The 20,229-nt window shown below is 67.4% G+C and carries 22 protein-coding genes; 20 read left to right on the top strand and 2 right to left on the bottom strand.

Annotated elements, in window-relative coordinates:
- Window positions 1–17: 17 nt before the first annotated feature.
- On the bottom strand, window positions 18–1,202 hold the full coding sequence (locus HFK18_RS02170) for an MFS transporter (protein WP_180164074.1): 1,185 nt from the start codon (window positions 1,200–1,202) through the stop codon (window positions 18–20).
- A 76-nt stretch (window positions 1,203–1,278) separates the two neighbouring features.
- On the opposite strand from HFK18_RS02170, the gene HFK18_RS02165 reads away from it, so the two are divergent.
- The 15 genes from HFK18_RS02165 to map all read left to right on the top strand — a co-directional run bounded on the left by HFK18_RS02165 (window position 1,279) and on the right by map (window position 13,827).
- The gene (locus HFK18_RS02165) at window positions 1,279–1,728 is read left to right on the top strand and encodes a helix-turn-helix domain-containing protein (protein WP_180164072.1); all 450 of its coding nucleotides are present in this window, start codon (window positions 1,279–1,281) and stop codon (window positions 1,726–1,728) included.
- A 65-nt stretch (window positions 1,729–1,793) separates the two neighbouring features.
- Window positions 1,794–2,927 carry a metallophosphoesterase gene (locus tag HFK18_RS02160; protein WP_180164070.1) on the top strand — a complete coding sequence of 378 codons (1,134 nt, stop codon included), beginning with the start codon at window positions 1,794–1,796 and terminating at the stop codon, window positions 2,925–2,927.
- 131 nt (window positions 2,928–3,058) lie between these two features.
- Window positions 3,059–3,730: a response regulator gene (locus HFK18_RS02155; protein ID WP_089239707.1), complete on the top strand. Its 672-nt coding sequence runs from the start codon at window positions 3,059–3,061 to the stop codon at window positions 3,728–3,730.
- Window positions 3,727–5,106: a sensor histidine kinase gene (locus tag HFK18_RS02150; RefSeq protein WP_180164068.1), complete on the top strand. Its 1,380-nt coding sequence runs from the start codon at window positions 3,727–3,729 to the stop codon at window positions 5,104–5,106. The genes HFK18_RS02155 and HFK18_RS02150 overlap by 4 nt, the downstream gene beginning before the upstream one ends.
- 79 nt (window positions 5,107–5,185) lie before the next feature.
- Complete coding sequence (locus tag HFK18_RS02145; RefSeq protein ID WP_100551960.1) at window positions 5,186–6,022, top strand: alpha/beta fold hydrolase; 837 nt, start codon at window positions 5,186–5,188, stop codon at window positions 6,020–6,022.
- A 1-nt stretch (window position 6,023) separates the two neighbouring features.
- Complete coding sequence (locus tag HFK18_RS02140) at window positions 6,024–6,383, top strand: EamA family transporter (RefSeq protein ID WP_025873780.1); 360 nt, start codon at window positions 6,024–6,026, stop codon at window positions 6,381–6,383.
- Window positions 6,380–6,778, top strand: coding sequence for a DMT family transporter (locus HFK18_RS02135; RefSeq protein WP_100551959.1), 399 nt, complete (start codon window positions 6,380–6,382; stop codon window positions 6,776–6,778). The genes HFK18_RS02140 and HFK18_RS02135 overlap by 4 nt, the downstream gene beginning before the upstream one ends.
- Window positions 6,775–7,977: a DegT/DnrJ/EryC1/StrS family aminotransferase gene (locus HFK18_RS02130; protein ID WP_180164066.1), complete on the top strand. Its 1,203-nt coding sequence runs from the start codon at window positions 6,775–6,777 to the stop codon at window positions 7,975–7,977. The genes HFK18_RS02135 and HFK18_RS02130 overlap by 4 nt, the downstream gene beginning before the upstream one ends.
- 161 nt (window positions 7,978–8,138) lie before the next feature.
- The gene (locus tag HFK18_RS02125) at window positions 8,139–8,825 is read left to right on the top strand and encodes an MtnX-like HAD-IB family phosphatase (RefSeq protein WP_180164064.1); all 687 of its coding nucleotides are present in this window, start codon (window positions 8,139–8,141) and stop codon (window positions 8,823–8,825) included.
- Between the two features lie 48 nt (window positions 8,826–8,873).
- Window positions 8,874–10,274, top strand: coding sequence for an aminotransferase class III-fold pyridoxal phosphate-dependent enzyme (locus HFK18_RS02120; RefSeq protein ID WP_176021325.1), 1,401 nt, complete (start codon window positions 8,874–8,876; stop codon window positions 10,272–10,274).
- 32 nt (window positions 10,275–10,306) lie between these two features.
- Window positions 10,307–11,371 carry a GNAT family N-acetyltransferase gene (locus HFK18_RS02115; RefSeq protein WP_180164061.1) on the top strand — a complete coding sequence of 355 codons (1,065 nt, stop codon included), beginning with the start codon at window positions 10,307–10,309 and terminating at the stop codon, window positions 11,369–11,371.
- Between the two features lie 3 nt (window positions 11,372–11,374).
- On the top strand, window positions 11,375–12,259 hold the full coding sequence (locus HFK18_RS02110; RefSeq protein ID WP_180164059.1) for a hypothetical protein: 885 nt from the start codon (window positions 11,375–11,377) through the stop codon (window positions 12,257–12,259).
- A gap of 135 nt (window positions 12,260–12,394) precedes the next feature.
- On the top strand, window positions 12,395–12,754 hold the full coding sequence (locus HFK18_RS02105; protein ID WP_180164057.1) for a VOC family protein: 360 nt from the start codon (window positions 12,395–12,397) through the stop codon (window positions 12,752–12,754).
- Window positions 12,755–12,821: 67 nt separating this feature from the next.
- Complete coding sequence (locus HFK18_RS02100; protein WP_025873788.1) at window positions 12,822–13,034, top strand: ParD-like family protein; 213 nt, start codon at window positions 12,822–12,824, stop codon at window positions 13,032–13,034.
- Window positions 13,035–13,044: 10 nt separating this feature from the next.
- Window positions 13,045–13,827 carry a type I methionyl aminopeptidase gene (map, locus tag HFK18_RS02095; RefSeq protein ID WP_180164329.1) on the top strand — a complete coding sequence of 261 codons (783 nt, stop codon included), beginning with the start codon at window positions 13,045–13,047 and terminating at the stop codon, window positions 13,825–13,827.
- On the opposite strand, the gene HFK18_RS02090 is transcribed toward map, so the two are convergent.
- Window positions 13,824–14,438 (bottom strand): LysE/ArgO family amino acid transporter, encoded by a 615-nt coding sequence (locus HFK18_RS02090; protein WP_180164055.1) that lies wholly within the window; start codon window positions 14,436–14,438, stop codon window positions 13,824–13,826. The two genes, map and HFK18_RS02090, sit on opposite strands and share 4 nt — an antisense overlap.
- A 104-nt stretch (window positions 14,439–14,542) precedes the next feature.
- Here HFK18_RS02090 and HFK18_RS02085 point away from each other — a divergent pair, with 104 nt between their 5' ends.
- From HFK18_RS02085 to HFK18_RS02065, 5 genes are all read left to right on the top strand, one after another.
- Window positions 14,543–15,436, top strand: a complete 894-nt coding sequence (locus HFK18_RS02085) for a LysR family transcriptional regulator ArgP (RefSeq protein ID WP_180164053.1) — start codon at window positions 14,543–14,545, stop codon at window positions 15,434–15,436.
- 111 nt (window positions 15,437–15,547) lie between these two features.
- On the top strand, window positions 15,548–16,924 hold the full coding sequence (locus tag HFK18_RS02080; protein WP_180164051.1) for a TolC family protein: 1,377 nt from the start codon (window positions 15,548–15,550) through the stop codon (window positions 16,922–16,924).
- Window positions 16,917–17,930 (top strand): efflux RND transporter periplasmic adaptor subunit, encoded by a 1,014-nt coding sequence (locus HFK18_RS02075; protein WP_180164049.1) that lies wholly within the window; start codon window positions 16,917–16,919, stop codon window positions 17,928–17,930. The genes HFK18_RS02080 and HFK18_RS02075 overlap by 8 nt, the downstream gene beginning before the upstream one ends.
- Window positions 17,915–19,102 (top strand): ABC transporter permease, encoded by a 1,188-nt coding sequence (locus tag HFK18_RS02070; RefSeq protein ID WP_180164047.1) that lies wholly within the window; start codon window positions 17,915–17,917, stop codon window positions 19,100–19,102. The genes HFK18_RS02075 and HFK18_RS02070 overlap by 16 nt, the downstream gene beginning before the upstream one ends.
- Window positions 19,099–20,229 (top strand): ABC transporter permease, encoded by a 1,131-nt coding sequence (locus HFK18_RS02065; RefSeq protein ID WP_180164045.1) that lies wholly within the window; start codon window positions 19,099–19,101, stop codon window positions 20,227–20,229. Before HFK18_RS02070 ends, HFK18_RS02065 begins: the two co-directional genes overlap by 4 nt.

The raw sequence follows: 20,229 nt of genomic DNA, 5'->3' as shown, positions 1-20,229 counted from the left end.
ATCGAACAGCGTCGGCGCTACCGGGCGGCCTTACGCGAAATACGCCACGTCGCCCACCACGCCAAGCCCAGCAGGGCGATTCCCGCTCCCAGCGCGCACACCGCCGGCCACCCGTAGCGCGCCTGCATCCAGGTGCCTGCGGCAGCGCCCACACCGCTGCCCACCGCATAGAACAGCATGTACAGCGCCACCAGGCGCCCATGCTGTTCGGCCGGTGCGCGCAGCAGCAGTGCCTGGTTGGACACATGCAACGCCTGCCCGCCCAGGTCCAGCACCACCACGCCCAGCAGCAACAGCGCCAGCGACTGCGGCAGGCCCAGCAGCGGCGCCCAGGCGACCAGCATCAACAGCAGCGCGCCCAGGCTCACCCGGTGGGCAAAACCACGATCCATCCAGTGCCCGACCCGCGCCGCCAGCAGCGCGCCGATGATGCCAGCCAGGCCCAGCGCGCCGATGCCAGCGGTCGACCAGCTCAGGGGCGGCGCCGACAACGGCAGTGGCACCGCGGCCCAGAACACATTGAGACCGGCAAACAACAGCAGTGCCAATGGCCCGCGCTCTCGCAGTGCCCGATCCTGCATCAGCATCTGGACCATGGAGCGCAGCAGCTCGCGCCACGCCGGCGCCATTGCAGGCACCGGCACGTGCGGCAGCCGCCGCCACAGCAGCAGCGCCAGCGCTGCCATCAACAGTGCCGACAGCAGGTACACCGCACGCCATCCCGCCACGGCGGCGACCGCGCCGGACACCACGCGTGCCGACAGCAGGCCGATGAACACGCCGCCCTGGACCATGCCCACCACCCGCCCGCGTTGCTCCGGTGCAGCGAGGTTGGCGGCGTAGGCGATCAATCCCTGGGTCAGCGCCGTCCCCAGCAACCCCGCCAGCAGCATGCCCGACAGCAACCATGCGGTGTTGCGGGCGGCGGCCAGCCACAGCAGCGCCACCACCAGCGCCAGCAGTTGCACGCGCAGCAGTCGGCGACGGTCGCCACGGTCGGCCAGCGGCAGCAATCCGAGCAGGGCCAGCACGCTGCCGGCCTGGGTGGCAGCCAGCAGTGCACCGGCCACCGCAGCATCCAGAGCAAAATCGTGGGCCAGGCGCTCCAGCAGCGGCTGCGCGAAGTAGACGTTGGCCACGCTGGCACCGGCAGCAATGGCGAGCAGGCCCAACGGCGGGCGGGACAGCGGAGGCATCATCATTGTGGTTGCAATTTGAAACTACGTGCACGGTAGCGCCACTGGTTTTAAACTGCAACCACAATCGAGGACGTTCCCCATGCACGCCAACAGCCCCTGCCCCGTGGCCCGCAGCGCCGATCTGCTTGGCGACCGCTGGGCGTTGCTGATCATCCGCGATGCCTTCGATGGCATCAGCCGCTTCGGCGATTTCCAGCGCAGCCTGGGCGCGGCGCGCAACATCCTCAGCGACCGCCTGCGGCGACTGGTCGAGGCGGGGCTGCTGGTGCAGCAGCCTGCCGCCGATGGCAGCGCCTACCAGGACTATGTGCTGACCGCGGCCGGCCAGGACCTGTTCCCGCTGCTGGTCGCCCTGCGCCAATGGGGAGAACGGCATCGCTTCGCTGCTGGCGAGGCACACTCGCAGCTGATCGAATCCAGCAGCCGCCGGCCGCTGCCCTACATGCAACCGCACGGACGCGATGGCCAGCCCCTGCACGCCGCCGATACCCGCGTACGCAAGCTCAAGGAAGGAGGCGGCCGGGCCTGATCCGCCCGTTCACGCACACCGGCGACGTCCCCGGGCAGTTAGCATCGTTGGTTTCCTGCCGCTGAATGCCGCCGATGCCGAACTACGCCCGAACCGTTTCGATCCTGCTGCCGCTGGTCCTGCTGCTGGCCGCACCACTGGCCTCGGCCCGCGACGTGGCAGCACCCGCAGAACACGTCGACAGCGATGGTCCTTACGTGTTCCGTGAAGGCGCGCAGCTGAAAGCGCAGTGGATCTGCCAGGACCAGGTGGAAACCCACACCATGCACGCTGGCAGCAAGGGCGCGGATGTTGCCGCGCACTGCGGCTACCCGCATGCGGTGCATGTGCTGCCGCCGAATGCGCCTTCGGTATCCGTGCTGCCCGCCGTGCCGCGCATCGTCGCGGTGTCCGACATTCACGGCCAGTACGAGCTGCTGGTCCGCCTGCTGCGCGCCAACCGGGTGATCGACGCGCAGGACCGCTGGGCACTGGGCACGGACACGCTGGTGATCGCGGGCGACGTGTTCGATCGCGGCCCACAGGTGACCGAAGCGTTCTGGCTGCTGTACGGCCTGCAGCAGCAGGCGGCGGCGGCCGGTGGCGCGGTGCATTTCGTGCTCGGCAACCACGAGACCATGGTGCTCTACGACGACCTGCGCTACGTCAACCCGAAGTACCTGCGCAGCGCGCAGCTGCTCGGCCGCAGCTATCCGCAGCTGTATGGTGCCGACTCGGTGATCGGCCAGTGGCTGCGCACGCGCCCGGTGCTGCTGCAGATCGGCGATACCCTGTTCCTGCACGGCGGCATCTCGCCCGATGCCGTGCAGATGGCATTGGACCCGGCCCGCACCAACGCCGCCTACCAGGCCTCGCTGGGCATCCCCAAGGCCGAGGTGAAGGCAGACCCCGCCACTGCACCGCTGTACGACGGCAAGACCAGCCCGATCTGGTACCGCGGCTACTTCGACGGACGCCTGGACACCCCGGGCGTGCAGGCGGTGCTCGACCGCCTCCAGCTCAAGCGCATCGTGGTCGGCCACACCTCCATGCCACACGTCAGCAGCTTCCACGACGACCGCGTGATCGCCATCGACAGCAGCATCAAGAATGGCGAGAACGGCGAACTGCTGTTCATCGAGGACGGCAAGCTCAGTCGTGGCCTGCTGGACGGTTCGCGGGTGCCACTGGCCAAGGGCGAGCCCGGCCTGCAGGACTGAACGAAGGGCCAGCGCCGGGCCGGTCCAGGTCCCCCACGGCCGCCACCTGCACCCGGTTTGCCGCTACCCTCGGCAGCCGAGAGGCCCGCCCTGTCCAGCGGGCGGCCCATCCGCCCCCAGGAGCCCCGCGCATGCGCGTTCTCATCGCAGAAGACGACCCCGACATCGCCTCCGGCCTGTGCGCCTCGATGCGCCGGCAGGGCCATGTGGTCGACCACGTGGACAACGGCGCGCATGCCGATGCCGCACTGAATTCCACCCAGTACGCCCTGCTGGTGCTGGATCTGGGACTGCCGCAGCTGGATGGCCGCGATGTGCTGCAGCGGCTGCGCCAGCGTGGTGATGGCCTGGCCGTGCTGGTGGTCACCGCACGCGATGGCCTGGCCGAGCGCGTGCGCGTGCTCGACCTGGGGGCCGACGATTACCTGGTCAAACCCTTTGCGCTGGACGAATTCGAAGCGCGCGTGCGCGCGCAGTTGCGTCGGGTCACCAGCAACGGCAATCCTGACCTGCGCATCGGCCGGCTACGCCTGGACCTGACCGGGCACCGGGTGTGGATAGACGAGCAGACGCTGGAGCTGACCGCGCGCGAATTCGGCCTGCTGTCCGCCCTGGCAGTGCGTGCCGAACGCATCGTGTCCCGTGCGCAGCTGGTGGAGGCCCTGTGCGACTGGGGCCAGGACCTGACCGACAATGGCCTGGACATCGCCCTGCATCGTCTGCGCCGCAAGCTGCAGCCGGGCGGCATGGGCATCCGCACGGTGCGCGGGCTGGGCTACATGCTGGAAGACGCCAGCCCGTGATCAGCGGACCGCCCAGCCTGCGACGGCGTCTGCTCGCCTTCCTGGCGCTGCCGATGCTGGGCCTGCTGACCTTCAACACGCTGCTGGCGTACTACGTGGCGCTGGACTACTCCAACCGCATCCACGACCGCAACCTGACCGACGACACCGTGTCGTTCGCACAGATGCTCAGCACCATGCCGGTCAGCAGCGACCTGTCCCCGCAGGCACGCTTTCTCATCGAGTACGATCCCGACGGTCATCGCTACTTCAACGTCGACAGCAGCCGCCTGGGCACCATCGCCGGCAACGCCGATTTCAGTGCCTATGCACCGTCGCAGGACTGCAGCGGCACGCACCCGGCGCTGTACGAAGGTGAATTGAACGGCCAGCAGGTGCGCATGTCGACGGTCTGCACCCAGGCGATGAACGATCCGCAGGACCAGCTGGCGGTGACCGTGGCCGAAAGCATGGCCGACCGCCGCCAGCGCGCACGCGAGATCCTGATGATCGTCATTCCCCTGATGGCCATGCTGGCCCTGGGAATGGCCGCGCTGGTCTGGTTCGGCGTTACCCACGGTCTGCGTATCCTGACGCCGCTGACCTCGCGCCTGGCCCAGCGCCGCGGCGAGCTGGCACCGATTTCCGACGCCGACGTACCCGAGGAAATCCAGCCGCTGATCAGCACCATCGATGGTCTGTTCGCGCGGCAGGCGGAAATGATCACGCTACAGAACCGCTTCATTGCCGATGCCGCCCACCAGTTGCGCTCGCCGCTGGCGGGCATGGCACTGCACGTGGACCAGGCACTGGCCCACGGCGATCCAGAGACCGTGCGCGAAGCGCTGCAGAACATCCGCCGGCTCAACCAGCGAACCGCGCGCGTCAGCACCCAGCTGCTGGCGTTGAGCCGTGCCCAGACCGTGCCGGAGACGGTGGAGGCATTGGACCTGTCCGAACTGGTGCCGCAATGGGTGGGCATGCGCGTCCCCGAAGCGATCCGCGATGGCACCGACCTGGGCTACCTGGGTCCGCAGCAGCCGGTGCGGATACTGGGCAACGGCGCCCTGCTGCACGAGGCGCTGGACAATCTGATCGACAACGCCCTGCGCTACGCCGGCGTGGATGCGACCGTCACGGTGGGCGTGCACACCCTGGACGACAACGACGTCGAGCTGTACGTCGAAGACAACGGCCCGGGCGTACCCGAGGACGTGATGTCGCGGTTGGGGGAACGTTTCTTCCGCGCGCCCGGCACTGCCGCCAGCGGCACCGGCCTGGGCCTGGCCATCGCCCATGAGGCCGTCGAGCATCTGGGCGGGCGCCTGGGTTACCTCAACCGTCCCGGTGGCGGCCTGAAGGTGTCCATCACCATACCGTTGCTGAAGGGCCCTTGATCCAGCCGGGCCGTTGAAAGGTTGCCGAAAATCGCGCTTGCGATGCTGACCTTCCCGACTGCCGCGCTGGAGCCGACTGGTGTCCGCATCCCATGAGTTCTTTCTTCCCGGTGGCCCACAGGGCGTCCTGCTGATCCATGGCCTGACCGGCACGCCGGCCGAGATGCGCATGCTGGGCAAAGGCCTGAACAATGCCGGCTTCAGCGTGCACGGTGTGCAGCTGCCCGGCCACTGCGGCAGCGTCGAGGACCTGCTGCAGACCCGCTGGGAAGAGTGGTACCAGGGCGTGGAAGATGCGGCCGCGAACCTGCGCGGCAAGGTCGACCAGTTGTTCGTCGGCGGGCTGTCGATGGGTGCGGTGCTGGCGCTGGCGCTGGCCGCGCGCCGGCCGGACTGGGTCTCCGGCGTGGGCGTGTACGGCGCCACCTTCCGCTACGACGGCTGGAACATTCCGGCGGTCGCGCGCTTCTCGTTCCTGCTGCCGTGGTTCAAACGCCTGGGCATCGGCCGCGACCGCATGTTCATGGAAGAGCCGCCGTATGGCCTGCGCGACGAGCGCCTGCGCGCGCAGGTCAGCGCCGCCATGCTGTCCGGTGACAGTGCCGCTGCCGGCCTGCCGGGCAATCCGTGGCATGCGTTGGCCGAAATGCGCGCACTGAGCACCTGGACCCGCCGTCACCTGCACCAGGTCACGGCACCGTGCCTGGTGATGCACGCCCGCGAGGACGACGTGGCCAGCATGGGCAATGCCGAACTGGTGATCTCACGCGTCAGCGGACCGACTGAACTGGTGGTGCTGGAAGACAGCTACCACATGATCACCATCGATCGCGAACGGCGCGAGGTGATCCGCCGCAGCGCGCGCTTCTTCAGCGACATCGGCGAACGTGCGGGCGTGCTGCAGGCGGTCGCCTGAGATGGGATCGCTTGCCACCCTGCTGTGGCTGGTCAACGTGGTGCTCGACACCGGCGGCCAGCTGGCCTTCAAGGCCGCCGCCAGCGACCCGCAGGACGGCGAAGGCCTGCAGCGCTGGAAACACATGTTCGGCCGTCCCTGGCTGTGGCTGGGCATCGCCTGCTACGTGCTTGAATTCGTCGCCTGGATCGCCTTCCTGTCGCTGGTACCGTTGTCGCAGGGCGTACTGCTCGGCTCGATCAACATCGTCGCATTGATGGTTGCCGGCCGCATCCTGTTCCGCGAGCGGCTGACGCCGTTGCGGGTGACCGGCATGCTGCTGGTCAGCGCCGGCGTTGCCGTGGTTGGAGCCGGAACATGAGGCGGCTGTACCTGATCGGCTTTCCGCTGCTGATGGCCTTCGACACCTTGGCCCAGCTGTGCTTCAAGTATGCCGGCGACGCCGCGCTGCCGGTCGAGGCCAACACCGCGTGGCTGCTGCGCGTGCTGTCGCAGCCCTGGGTGTACGGCGCGATGCTCGGTTACGTCGGCGCGTTCTTCACCTGGATGAGCCTGCTGCGGCACGCGCCGATCGGCCCTGCGTTCGCGGCCTCGCACCTGGAAGTGATCAGCGTGCTGCTGCTGTCAGCGTGGCTGCTGCACGAACCGTTGACGCTGCATCACCTGATCGGTGCGGTGCTGATCGTGGCCGGCATCATCTGCCTGGGTCGTGCCGAAGCGGATGATCCGCACGCTGCAACTGAACCATCCCCGTGAGCCTGCTGTCTCGCGAGTTGCCGCCCACCGCCGGCCTGCCGCTGCAGGCCCGCGATTTCCTTCCCGGTGGCGGTGACCTGTGCGCGATTCTCGCCGAGCAGCTGGGCACGCCGCCGCTGCAGCTGACCTGCTCGGGCACCCACGCCCTGCTGATCGCCCTGCGCACCCTGCGCAGGCGCGCACCGCACCGCGATACGGTGATCCTGCCGGCCTATACCTGCCCACTGGTGCCGATTGCCGTGCACAGCCTCGGCCTGCGCATACAGCTGTGCGATACCCGCCGCGACCACTTCGATTTCGACCCGGTAGCATTGCACGCCGCAGCCGATGCACGCACGTTGGCGATCATTCCCACGCACCTGGGCGGGCGCATCGCCGATGTCGATCGCGCCTGTGCGATCGCGCACCGCGTCGGTGCATGGGTGATCGAGGACGCTGCGCAGGCACTGGGAGCACGCGTGGCCGGCAACAGCGTCGGCCTGCGCGGCGATATCGGGTTCTTCAGCCTGGCCGCCGGCAAAGGCCTGAGTCTGCATGAGGGCGGACTGCTGCTGACGCATGACGAAGCACTGCGTACGGCAATGATCGAGCAGGCCGCAGGACACACGCCCTTCAGCCTGCGCTGGGAGCTGACCCGCAGCCTGCAGCTGTTGGGCCTGGCAGCCTGCTACCGCCCTTCCCTGCTGTCGCTGGTGTATGGAAACCCGCTGCGGCGCGCCCTGCGCAGCGGCGACCTGGAAGCGGCGGTGGGTGATGTGTTTCCGCTGGACATTCCGCAGCATCGCGTCAGCCGCTGGCGGCAGAACGTCGGTGCACGCGCAGCACAGCGCCTGCCCGATTTCCTGCAGGCGGCCCGCCTGCGTGCGCTGCAGCTGCGCGCGCAGCTGGAGTCGCTGCCCGCCGTTGACGTGGTGGACGGAATGCCTGGCACCCAGGGCACCTGGCCGATGCTGATGCTGCTGCTGCCCAGTGAACGTGCGCGTGACAAGGCGCTGTCCGCGCTGTGGCAGCGCGGCCTGGGTGTCAGCCGCATGTTCATCCATGCCCTGCCGGACTACGCCTATCTGCGCGGCATCGTCGCAGACGCGGACGTACCCAATGCCCGCGACTTCGCCGCCCGCTGCCTGACCGTGGGCAACAGTCCCTGGCTGACCCATGCAGACACCCGCGAGATCGTGAAGGTGCTCGCGCGCCAGTAGCAGCTGAAGCCCGGCGAGGCCTGCGCCGCGTTGCTGGCTGAACGCTTCCCGAGTGCCTCCATTCGAGCTTTCAGGCGGAAAGGAACGAGAAAGACGGCCTGCCTACATTGGCCCCGTCGCCGGCATCGTGCCAAGGCCTCTCTTCATCGACGGAGCTGCCCATGCAATGGAGCATCCTGTGTGACTTCGATGGCACCATCAGCCTCGAGGACGTCATCGATTCACTGTTGGAAAAGTTCGGCCAGCCCGGTTGGCAGCAGCTGGAAGATCAGTGGCGTTCGGGTGAGATCGGCTCGCGTGAATGCATGCAGGGCCAGGTCCGCCTGCTGATGCTGGATCCGGCCACACTCGATGCACACCTGGACCAGGTACGCATCGATCCGGGCTTCGCCGCCTTCGTCAATCGCGCACACGCATTGGGCCTGCCGCTGCGCATCGTCAGCGACGGCCTGGACTACGCGATCCGTCGCATCCTCGCCAACCATGGCCTGCCACCGCTGCCTGTAGTGGCCAACCACCTGCGCTGGTGTGACGACCATTGGCAGCTGGAATCCCCGTACCAGGCCGAAGGCTGCCGCAGCGGTACCTGCAAGTGCACCTGCGCGGCGCAGGCGCGTGCTGACGAAGCGCCCCGCGTGCTGATGATCGGTGATGGCGCCTCGGATTTCTGTGTGTCCGAACACGCCGATTTCGTATTCGCCAAGCGTCGCCTGATTGCCCATTGCACCGACGCCGGCATTCCCCACGCCGCCATCGACACCTTCCACGACGCTACTGCGCTGCTGCCGCGCCTGCTCGACGGCAGCCTGCTGCAGCCCTCGCTTCCGCGGCTGCTCGCCACCGCCTGATCGCTCCGCCCGTTGCTTCCTTCGAATGCCCTCTCCGGAACCGAACCGATGAATATTTTTGACAAGAACGCCGATGCCGCCATCACCGATGCGCAGTTGCTGGCAGACGAAGCCCGCTACAGTTCCTTCGGCGACACCGTGCACTACGTCGATCCGCCGAAGATCTTCCAGCGCTGCGAAGGCAGCTACATGTTCGACGCCGCCGGCACCCCGTACCTCGATCTGCAGATGTGGTACTCGGCCTGCAACTTCGGTTACGCCAACCAGCGGCTGAACGATGCGCTGAAGGACCAGATCGACACCCTGCCGCAGGTCGCCAGCCAGTATCTGCACCCGACGCGTGTGCAGCTGGCCAAGACCATCGCGGTGGACATGCACGAGAAGTTCGGCCTCGATGGCCGCGTGCACTTCAACGTCGGTGGTGCGCAGGCGGTGGAGGATTCGCTGAAGATCGTCCGCAACGCGCGCAACGGCAAGAGCCTGATGTTCGCGTTCGAAGGCGGCTACCACGGCCGCACCCTCGGCGCCTCGTCGATCACCTCCAGCTACCGCTATCGCCGTCGCTACGGCCACTTCGGCGAACGCGCGATGTTCATCCCGTTCCCGTATCCGTTCCGTCGCCCGAAGGGCATGACCCCGGACGAATACTCCGACCACTGCGTGCACCAGTTCGAGCGCCTGTTCGAAAGTGAGTACAACGGCGTGTGGGATCCCAAGGTCGGCCAGGCCGAGTACGCCGCGTTCTATGTCGAGCCGATCCAGGGCACCGGCGGCTATGTCATTCCGCCGCGCAACTTCTTCAAGGGCCTCAAGCGCGTGCTGGACAAGTACGGCATCCTGATGGTCGTCGATGAAATCCAGATGGGGTTCTGGCGCACCGGCAAGTTGTGGTCCATCGAGCACTTCGGTGTCACCCCGGACGTGCTGGTGTTCGGCAAGGCGCTGACCAACGGCCTCAACCCGTTGTCGGGCCTGTGGGCGCGCGAAGAGCTGATCAACCCGACCGTGTTCCCGCCGGGCTCCACCCACTCCACCTTCAACTCCAATCCGCTGGGTACGCGCCTGGGCCTGGAAGTGCTGAAGCTGGGCAAGGAGATGGACTACGAGCGTACCGTGCCGGAAAAGGGCGCCTACTTCCTCGACGGCCTGCGTGGCCTGCAGAAGCGCCATCCGGAAATCGGCGATGTCGATGGCCTCGGCCTGGCCCTGCGTGCGGAAATCTGCGCCGCCGATGGCTTCACTCCGAACCGTGAGCTGCTGGACCGCATGGTCGACATCGGCCTGGCCGGCGACCTGCTGCACGACGGCAAGCGCATGGGCCTCGTGCTCGATGTCGGTGGCTGGTACAAGAACGTGATCACCTTCGCGCCCTCGTTGAACATCACCTACGAAGAGATCGATCTGGCGATCACCCTGCTGGACCAGCTGCTGACCAAGGCCAAGGGCTGAGCTGCAATGCGCTGCCGGTTCCCGTGCCCCGCATGGACATGATCCCGCGTGTTTCCAGCACCGCGCTGGAACCGGCCGCGCTGCTGGAGGGCTTCCTGGCCCACCCGCCCCTGGGGTTCGATGCCAGTCGCCTGCCCAGCGGCCTGCCCAGCTTCCGTGCGCCGCTGGATCTGACCACGACCCTGGACGATGCACTGCGCTCGCGCCTGTTGGGGCTGCCGCTGTCGCGCCTGTGGCAGCCGTGGCTGACCTGGCAGACGCGGTTCATCGGTGCCACCAGCACCGAGTACACACCGCTGCCGGCACATATGTCGGCGGCTGCACTGGCCGACGACGTGCTGCGCCACGGCGTCGGTGACAGTCGACTGCTGGTGGTCAAGGATCTGGCAATCGATTCGCCCTTGCTGGACGATGCGGCCAACGCACACAGCCAGGCCTTCCTGCATGCGCTGCTGGAACGCGGCTTCATCCCGCTGGAAGGCATGCCACTGGCATGGGTGGCGATCGATTTCGATGACATCGACGCCTACCTGGCGCGCCTGTCCACTGCGCGGCGCAAGAACATCCGGCGCAAACTGCGCTCGCGTGCCCACTTGCAGATCGACTGTATCGCTACCGGCGACCCCGCCCTTGCCGAGCCACGGCTGCAGGCCGAACTGCACGCGCTGTACCTGCAGGTATATGCACAGAGCGCGGTGCATTTTGACCAGCTCGACCTGCCCTTCTTCCAGCACCTGCTGGCAGACACGCACGGTCAGGGGCGCTTGTTCCTCTACCGCCACAACGGCGAGCTGATCGGCTGGAACCTGTGCTACGTGCACGCCGGCAAGCTGGTGGACAAGTACATCGGTCTGTCCTATCCGCAGTCGCGCGACCACAACCTGTATTCGGTCAGCTGGATGCACAACCTGGAATACGCGTTGCAGCACGGCCTCAGCCACTACGTCGCGGGCTGGACCGATTCACGCATCAAGGCCGAACTGGGAGCCAGTTTCACCTCCACCGTGCATGCGGTGCACGCGCGTTCGCCGCTGCTGCGCGCCGCCCTGCGCAGGCTGGCCCCGCACCTGCAGGCTGAGCCGGATGGAGGGGGCTGACCGATGCAGCTGCGCCCCCCGCTGATCCTCGACCTCGATGGTGGCGTACTGCCATTGTCGCAAGCACGCACGCTCGCGCTGCAGCACTGGCATGACCCGCTGCGTTTTGCCTGCCGCAACGCCACGCTGTCGCGCTTCGCCAATGACGTTCTGTTGCCGCTGCCGGCACAACTCGGCACGGTCATGCTCGGCAGCGGCGACTTCCACCATCTCAGCCTGCCACTGCTGCAGCGCCTGCACACGCGCGCCCCGTTCCAGCTGGTGGTGCTGGACAACCATCCGGACAACATGCGCTTTCCCTTCGGCATGCACTGCGGTTCCTGGGTGAATGCCGCTGCCGCATTGCCGCAGGTATCGCATGTGCACGTGCTGGGCATCACCTCCACCGATATCGGCGTGGGCCACGCGTGGGAGAACCACTGGCGGCCCTTGCTGGGACGGCGGCTGACCTACTGGTGCATGGATGTGGATGTGGGCTGGGCCAGCCGCGTGGGCATGGCAGGCGCCTTCCGCCGCTTCGAACATCCCGAGGCACTTGTTGCAGCGTTCGCCGCCGAACAGGCGCAGGCGCCGCGGGCCACCTATCTGTCGATCGACAAGGACGTGTTCGCCGAAGAGGTAGCACGCAGCAACTGGGACCAGGGCCGCTTCCAGCTTGAACATGCGCTGATGGTGATCGAGGCCCTGCGCACCGGTGGACTGGTGGGCAGCGATATCACCGGCGAGGTGTCACTGCCCAACTACCAGAGCCGTTTCAAGCGCTGGTTGTCGTCGCTGGATGGGCAACCCGACATCAGCGCCGATGATCTGCCGACATGGCAGCAGCAGCACCAGCAGGTGAACCGCGAACTGCTGGCGGCGATGGCCGCAGTGCCGACTGCCTGCTGAGCGCTTTTTTGTAGAGCCGAGCCATGCTCGGCTGCTGTTCGCGGTCCCCTGAGTCGAGCATGGCTCGACTCTACAAATGGCGATAGCCGAGCATGGCTCGGCACTACACTGGACTCCCGCCCCGGAGCCGCCGCCATGCCCCAGACCGTCATCCCGCAGCTGCGCATGCGCCATGCCGATACCAGCCTGCCGTTCTACGTACAGGGCCTGGGCTTCATCATCGACTGGGAGCACCGCTTCGAATCCGGCTTCCCGCTGTTCGCCCAGCTCACCCGCGAGGGCCAGACGATCTTCCTGACCGAACACACCGGTGACTGCGAAGTGGGCGGCGCGGTGTATTTCATCGTCGCCGACGTCGATGCCCTGCATCGTACTTTCGGCGCTGCGGGGGTACCCATCGAGCAGCCGCCACACGATACGGATTGGGGAAGCCGCGAAATGCTGATTGTCGATCCGGACGGCAACCGCCTGCGCTTCGCCACGGATGCTGGCTGAATGCCACGGGCTTGAGGGGCGATATACGTTTCGTATACACTTCGTATATTCCCTGTCGAGAGCTCCCATGGGCATCGTCAACATCGATGACACCCTGCACGACCAGCTGCGCCGTGCCTGCACCGTCTCCAACCGCTCGATCAATGCCCAGGCCACGTTCTGGATCCGGGTCGGCATGCTGTGCGAGATGAACCCGACCCTGAGCTTCCAGGACGTCGTCGCCAGCGAACTGCGCGCCGCCGGCGTGCAGCCGCAGCTGCTTGCACCCGGGCGGGCCTGAGCCGATGGCCATCATCAAGCGCCCCGACGAGATCGGCCGCCTGGCCGAGTCCGGGCGACTGCTGGCGCAGGTCTTCGCCATGCTCGATGCCCTGCCCCTGCAGGGCCGCAGCACGCTGGAGATCAACGACATCGTCGAACGCATGATCGTCGACGACCTGCAGGCACGGCCCGCCAGCAAAGGGCAGTACGGGTTCCCGTACGTGCTCAATGCCTCGATCGACAACGTCATCTGCCACGGCATGCCGTCGGCCGATGACGTGCTGCGCAATGGCCAGATCGTCAACCTCGACATCACGCTGGAGAAGAACGGCTACATCGCCGATTCCAGCACCACGTATCTGGTGGGTGAAGTCGACTACGCCGCGCGCAAGCTGGTGCAGGTGACCTACCAGGCCATGTGGAAGGGCATCGCCGCTGTGCGGCCCGGCGCGCGCCTGGGCGACATCGGCCACGCCATCGCCCGCCATGCCCGCAGCCACGGCTACAGCGTGGTCAAGGAATACTGCGGCCACGGTATCGGCCAGGAAATGCACGAGGAGCCACAGATCCTGCACTACGGCCATGCCGGCACCGGCATGGAACTGCAGGAAGGCATGGTGTTCACCATCGAGCCGATGCTCAACCAGGGCAAGCCTGCGATCCGCCAGCAGCCCGACGAATGGCCGGTGTACACCCGCGACGGCAAGCTGTCGGCGCAGTTCGAGCACACCGTAGCCGTGACCCGTACCGGTGTGCGCGTGCTGACCCTGCGCCCCGATGAAACCCCGTTGTGCGCAGTGGACGCGGCCTAGAGCGGACGCAGCAGCAACAGCAGCGCAAGGCACAGCATGAAGGCCGCCACGCCTGCATCCAGCAACCGCCACGCTGCCGCGTTGCGGAACACCGGCTGCAGCAACCGGGCGCCGAATCCCAGCCCGCAGAACCAGAGCACGCTGGCCACGCAGGCGCCCGCCGCGAACGCCCAGCGCAGCTCACCCGGATAGCGCGTGGACAGGCTGCCCAGCAACACCATCGTATCCAGGTAGACGTGCGGGTTGAGCAGGGTGAAGGCCAGGCAGGCCAGCAGCACCTGCCGCCGGCTGCCACCACTGGCATCGGCCGCGGCCAGCGCGCTGCCACCGCGCCATGCGCGCAGCCCGGCCTGCAGGCCATAGCACAGCAGGAAGGCAGCCCCGCCGAAGCGCAGCACCTGCAACAGCAGCGGCCATTGCAGCACCAGCGCTCCCATCCCGCCCACGCCAGCCAGGATCAGCGCGATGTCCGCACCCATGCAGGCCAGCACCACCATGCCCACGTAGCGACGCTGCAGCCCCTGCCGCAGCACGAAGGCGTTCTGCGCACCGATGGCGATGATCAGGCCAGCACCCGCAAACAGGCCAGCCAAGGCCGCAGCAATCCACATCCGACGCTCTCCACCGTGAAAGGAGGCGCAGGGTGCGACCAACGGACCCGTTAAGGCCAGCTGATTTTTCTTTATCCTGTGCAGAAAAACTGAAGAGGCATCGCGTGGACCTGGTACATCCGCAGTTGAGCGCCTTCACCGCGGTGCTCGAAGAAGGCAGCTTCGAGGCCGCCGCACGCCGCCTGTCGATCAGTCCGTCGGCGTTGTCGCAACGGATCAAGGCACTTGAGGACCGGCTGGGCCAGGTGCTGGTGGTACGGCAGGCGCCATGCCGGCCTACCGCTGCCGGTGAAGTGCTGCTGCGGCGGGTGCGGCCGATGCAGACGCTGCAGGCCGAAGCGCTGGCCGAACTGCTGCCGGAACGCGGCAGCGATGCCACCCGCACGCCGATCCCGCTGGCGGTCAACGACGATTCGCTGGATACCTGGTTCGTCGCCGCCATCGCCGAGCTGCACCAGCGCCACGGCTACCTTTTCGACCTGCGCATGGACGACCAGGACCACACCCTGGAACTGCTGCGCAACGGCAGCGTGCTGGGCGCGGTCACCGCCGAACGCAACCCCCTGAAGGGCTGCAACGTGCATCCGCTGGGCGCGATGCGTTACCACGCCATCGCCTCACCGGTCTTTGCGCGGCGCCACTTCAGCAAGGGCATGCAGGCCGACGCGTTGGCGTCGGCGCCGATGATCGTGTTCAACCGCAAGGATGAACTGCAATGGCGCTTCCTGCGCAGGCTGACCCGTGCACGCCTGCAACCGCCCGTCCACTACCTGCCCTCCTCCACCGGCTTCGTCGATGCTGCCGCGCGTGGACTCGGCTGGTGCCTTGCTCCGGAGGCCCTGGTTACGCCAGCGGTACAGGCCGGGCAGGTGGTGGTGCTGGAACCTCGTCGCTGGCTCGACGTACCCTTGTTCTGGCAGCATGCCGCCGTGCGTTCGAGCACGCTGCAGCACATCACCCAGGCGCTGCGCACCGCCGCTGGCAACACCTTACGTTGAAAAGAGCATGATCCAGACCACCGCAGACCCCGGCTTCACGCGCGGACCACTACCGTTTGCCCACTTCTTCACTACAGGAACGGCATGCGCCTGAGCTGCCCACGGACAAGGATGCACCGCGCGCTCGGCGCTGCCGGCCTGGCCTTGCTGGCAAGCCTGCCGCTGGCCGCAGCGGCACAGACCAGCGCGCCTCCCGCGCTGGAATGGGAACAGGCGCGGCAGCGGCTGGAACAGGTCTCCGACGCACTGGCCGCTGCTGATGCCGGCGTGCGCAACAAGGAAGAACTGCAGGAAGCCACCCGCCTGCTGCGCCTGCCGGAGATCACCGGCGAAGTGCGCCGGCTGCAGTTCCAGAAGACCCTGACCCTGCCGCTGGGCTCACTGGCACCGGTGGCCGAGGCCTATGGCATCGACTCGCCGCTGTCGTTCACCGAACGTGACTGGCGCACGCGGCCGGTGGTCACCGCCGTGCTGCCGCTGTACACCGGCGGCCTGATTCCCGCCGCGCAGCGTGCTGCCAGCGCGGCCAGCGAACAGGCCAGCGCCGAGCGCGAAGCGCAGCGACAGTCACTGACCGTGCAGCTGGCCCAGGCCTACTTTGGCCAGCGCCTGGCCGAGCAGGCTGTAGTCGTGCGTCGCGATGTGCGCGATGGCCTCAATCGCCACCTGTCCGATGCCGAAAAGCTCGAACGCGAAGGCTTCGCCACCCGAGCGCAGCGCCTGCAGGCTACCGTCGCCCGCGACAAGGCCGAGCGCGAGTACCAGAAGACCCTCAATGATCTGGCCACGCTGAAGGCTGCGCTGGCCACCCTGCTGCGCAGCGGCGGCGATGTGCAGCCATTGTCTCCGCTGTTCGTGCAGCGCACCGCGCTGGAACCGGTCACCAGCTTCGAGCGCACCGCGCAGGCACGGCAGCCGCAGATCGCGCGCCTGCGGGCGATCGTCGCGCAGGCCGAACAGGGCGTGCGCGTGCAGCAGGCCAAGCTCAAGCCAACGGTATTCCTGTTCGGCCAGTACGACTTCCGGCGCCGCGACGAAATGCTGACCGATCCGGACTGGGCGTTCGGCATCGGCCTGAAGTACACCTTCCTGTCGCCGAACTCGCGACCGGCACAGATCAGCGCCGCACGCGCGCAGCAGGAGCAGGCCGAGGCAGGCCTGCGCGAGGCCGAGAACCAGGTGGCACTGGGTGTGCGCAAGGCCTGGAACGAGCTGGAAACCGCGCGCCAGCAGTTCGTGCTGCTGGACAGCAGCATCGCCCAGGCCGACGAGAACCTGCGCCTGCAGGAGCTGGCCTTCCGCGAAGGCCAGGCCACCTCACTGGACGTGATCGATGCGCGGCTCGGCCTCGGCGGCGCCCGCGTCGAACGTGCGCAGGCGGCCTACCAATACGATATCGCCTTGGCGCAGTTGCTTGAGGTGAGTGGACAGATGGACCGCTTCGAAGACTATCGGCGGCGTGCAGACGAGGTGATCGATCATGAGTGATGTGTTGCACGACGAAGCAACGACGCCCCCGGGCAAGCGCCGGCTGGGGCCGATTCTGCTGGTGGTGCTGCTGGTGGCGGTGGTGCTGGGCCTGTGGCTGGCCTGGCGCAGCCCCGCCGACCAGATCCAGGGCATGGCCGACGCCGACACCCTCAACGTGTCAGCCAAGATCACTGCGCGCGTGGCCGAACTGAAAGTGCGCGAGGGCGATCGCGTGCAGGCTGGGCAGGTGCTGTTCCTGCTCGACAGCCCCGAAGTCGCAGCCAAGGAACAGCAGGCGCACGGCGCGCTGGCTGCGGCGCAGGCGGTGGCCGACAAGGCCAACGACGGCGCGCGCAGCGAAGACATCCGCGCGGCCGAAGCCAACTGGAAGCGCACCGAAGCCGGTGCCACCCTCGCCGAAGCCACCTACCGGCGCGTGCAGAGCCTGTTCAACGAAGGGGTGATGACCCGCCAGAAGCGCGACGAAGCCGCTGCCCAGGCCACCAGCTCACGCGAACTGGCCCGTGCCGCCCGCGCCCAGTACGACATGGCGTTGGCCGGTGCGCGCGAGCAGGACAAGCGTGCCGCACAGGGCCAGGTGCAGCAGGCGCAGGGCGCAGTGGCGGAAGTCAACGCCGCGCGCGTTGAAGTGGAAGGTCGCGCACCGGTGGCCGGTGAAATCAACAAGCGCATGGCCGACCCGGGCGAACTGGTACCGGCCGGCTACCCGGTGTTCACCCTGGTCGATATCGACCGCATGTGGGTGTCGATGAACCTGCGCGAATCGCAGATGCAGGGCCTGAAGGTCGGCAGCAAGCTGCGTGGCAGCGTGCCGGCGCTCGGCAAGGACGACGAGTTCGAGGTCTATTTCATCAATCCCGCGGGCGACTACGCTACCTGGCGTACGACCCGTCAGTCATCGGGCTATGACGTGCGCAGCTTCGAAGTGCGGGTGCGCCCGGTACGCCGCATCGAGGGCTTCCGCCCCGGCATGAGCGTGCTGTTCGCATGGCCGCAGCACTGAATACCGACCGCGGCGGCTTCGGCGGCTCATGGCAGCGCGAACTGCGCCGGTTGCGCAGCAACCGTGCAGACCTGGCGCTGGTCACCGTGCTGCCACTGTTGATGCTGGTGGTGATGGCCTGGATGTTCTCCGCATCGGTGATGCGCGATGTGCCGATTGCCGTGGTCGACCTGGACCACAGCAGCGACAGCCGCCTGCTGCTGCGCATGCTGGATGCCAGCCCCGGTGTGCGCGTCGCCAGCCAACCGGCAGGCATGGAGGAGGCACGTGGGCAGCTGCGCCAGCTGGAAGTGTTCGCGGTGGTGCTGGTGCCGCGCGATGTGACCCGCCAGGCGTTGCGGGGCCAGCAAGGCACGGTGTTTTCCTATTACAACGCCACCTACATGACCACCGGCCAGTCCGCCGCGCGTGATATCGGCGATGTGGTATCGGCATGGAACGCGCGCCTGCTGCGCGAACGCATCGGCCTGCAGGTCGGGCCGGGCAAGCTGCGCGCCGCGCCCATCGCGGTGCAATCGGACATCCTGTTCAATCCGGCGCGCAGCTACGAGCTCTTCCTGCTGCCGCTGATCTTCCCGGCGGTACTGTCGCTGGTACTCGCGCTGGCGGTGGCCGGCAGCCTCGGCCGTGAGATCCGCGACGGCACCCTGCCCGCCTGGCTGGGCCACGCGCCGTGGTCGGCCATTGCCGGCAAGGTGCTGCCCTACGTGCTGCTGTTCTCGTTGTACGGCGCGCTGGGCGCGGCCTACCTGGCCTGGCTGCGCGGCGACGGCATCGCCGGCAGCGTGGTTCTGCTGCTGCTCGCACAGCCGCTGTTCTACCTGGCCACCGCGGCCTATGCCCTGTTCTTCGTCGGCGTCACCCGCGACATGGGCACCGCCCTGTCCGCAGTGGGTCTGAGCATCGGCACCGCACTGGCCTTTTCCAGCGCCACGTTCCCGGTGATCGACGCACCGTTGTTCACCCGCGTCTGGCACCTGCTGCTGCCGCTCAGCGCCTACATCAAGCTGCAGACCCAGCAGCAGTTCATCGGCTCGCCGTTGGTGGTGTCGCTGTGGCCGCTGGCCACGCTGCTGCTGATGATCCTGGTCGCCGGCGGCATCGGCGGCTGGCGCCTGCTGGTGTTCGCGCGCACGCCGCAGGCCGCGCAACCCGCCGGGGATGGCGCATGAGCCGGATCTGGCACAGCCTGCGGCAGACCCTGCTGGCCGTGCTCTGCGACCGCTACGCGATCGTGGTGATGGTCGGCGCGGTGATTCTGTACTCGTTCTTCTACCCCGCCGCCTATCGCCACCAGGTGGCTGGCAACCTGCCCGTGCTGGTGGTCGATGAAGACCACAGCGCGACCAGCCGCGAACTGCTGCGCAAGCTCGATTCGCTGCGCGTGGCCCATGTGGTCGGGCAACCAGCCGATCTGCAGCAAGCGCGTGCACAGCTGGAAGCCGGCCATGCCGAAGGCATCGTGCTGATCCCGGCCAACCTGGAGCGCGACATCCTGCGTGGTCATCCGGCCAAGCTGGTACTGCTCGGCAACGGCGCCTATCTCGGCCGCGCCAGCTGGGTGCTGGGCAGCGTGGCGGATGCATTGGGCGCGTTCGGCCGCGAAGCCGCCGTCACCCAGGCCGCGTTCATGGGCGCGCCACAGGCGCCACCGGTCACCCTCGTGCAGCGGCCGTTGTTCAACACGCAGGAAGGCTATGGCAGCGCGATCGTTCCCGGCGTGGCCGAACTGATCGTGCACCAGACGCTGCTGATGGGCATCGGCGTGCTGCTCGGCGGTCGCCGGTTGGTGCTGGGCCGGCGCCTGCGCTTCGACCTGCCCACCCTGACCGGCATGGCCCTCGGCTTCGGCCTGATCGGGCTGTTCGGGCTGTTCTGGTACGCCGGCTTCACCGCCTGGGTTCAGGACTATCCGCGTGGCGGCAACCCGCTCGGGCAACTACTGGGTGGTACGCTGTTCATCGCTGCCACGGTAGCGTTCGGCCTGTTCGTCGGCAGCTTCTTCCGCACCCGCGAACGCGCCTTCCAGTACATCATCGCCACCTCCATCCCGCTGTTCTTCCTGGCCAGCCTGTCCTGGCCGGCGGTGATGACGCCGCGCCCACTGGTCTGGTTGGCGCAACTGCTGCCGACCACCTCCGGCATCAACCTGATGGTGCGCCTGAACCAGATGGACGCCAGCCTGGCCGAGGTCAGCCACGAACTGATCACCCTGGCCGTGCTGCTGGTGCTGTACAGCGCCCTCGCCCTCTGGCGCCTGCACAGCAAAAAAGGGACGGAGGGGAAGAGAGCGACGTAA

The organism is Stenotrophomonas sp. SbOxS2 (assembly GCF_013416715.1).
Taxonomy (GTDB): Bacteria; Pseudomonadota; Gammaproteobacteria; order Xanthomonadales; family Xanthomonadaceae; genus Stenotrophomonas; species Stenotrophomonas lactitubi.
The sequence above is the reverse complement of the archived record's forward strand: the minus strand, read 5'-3'. Positions and strand labels throughout refer to the sequence as shown.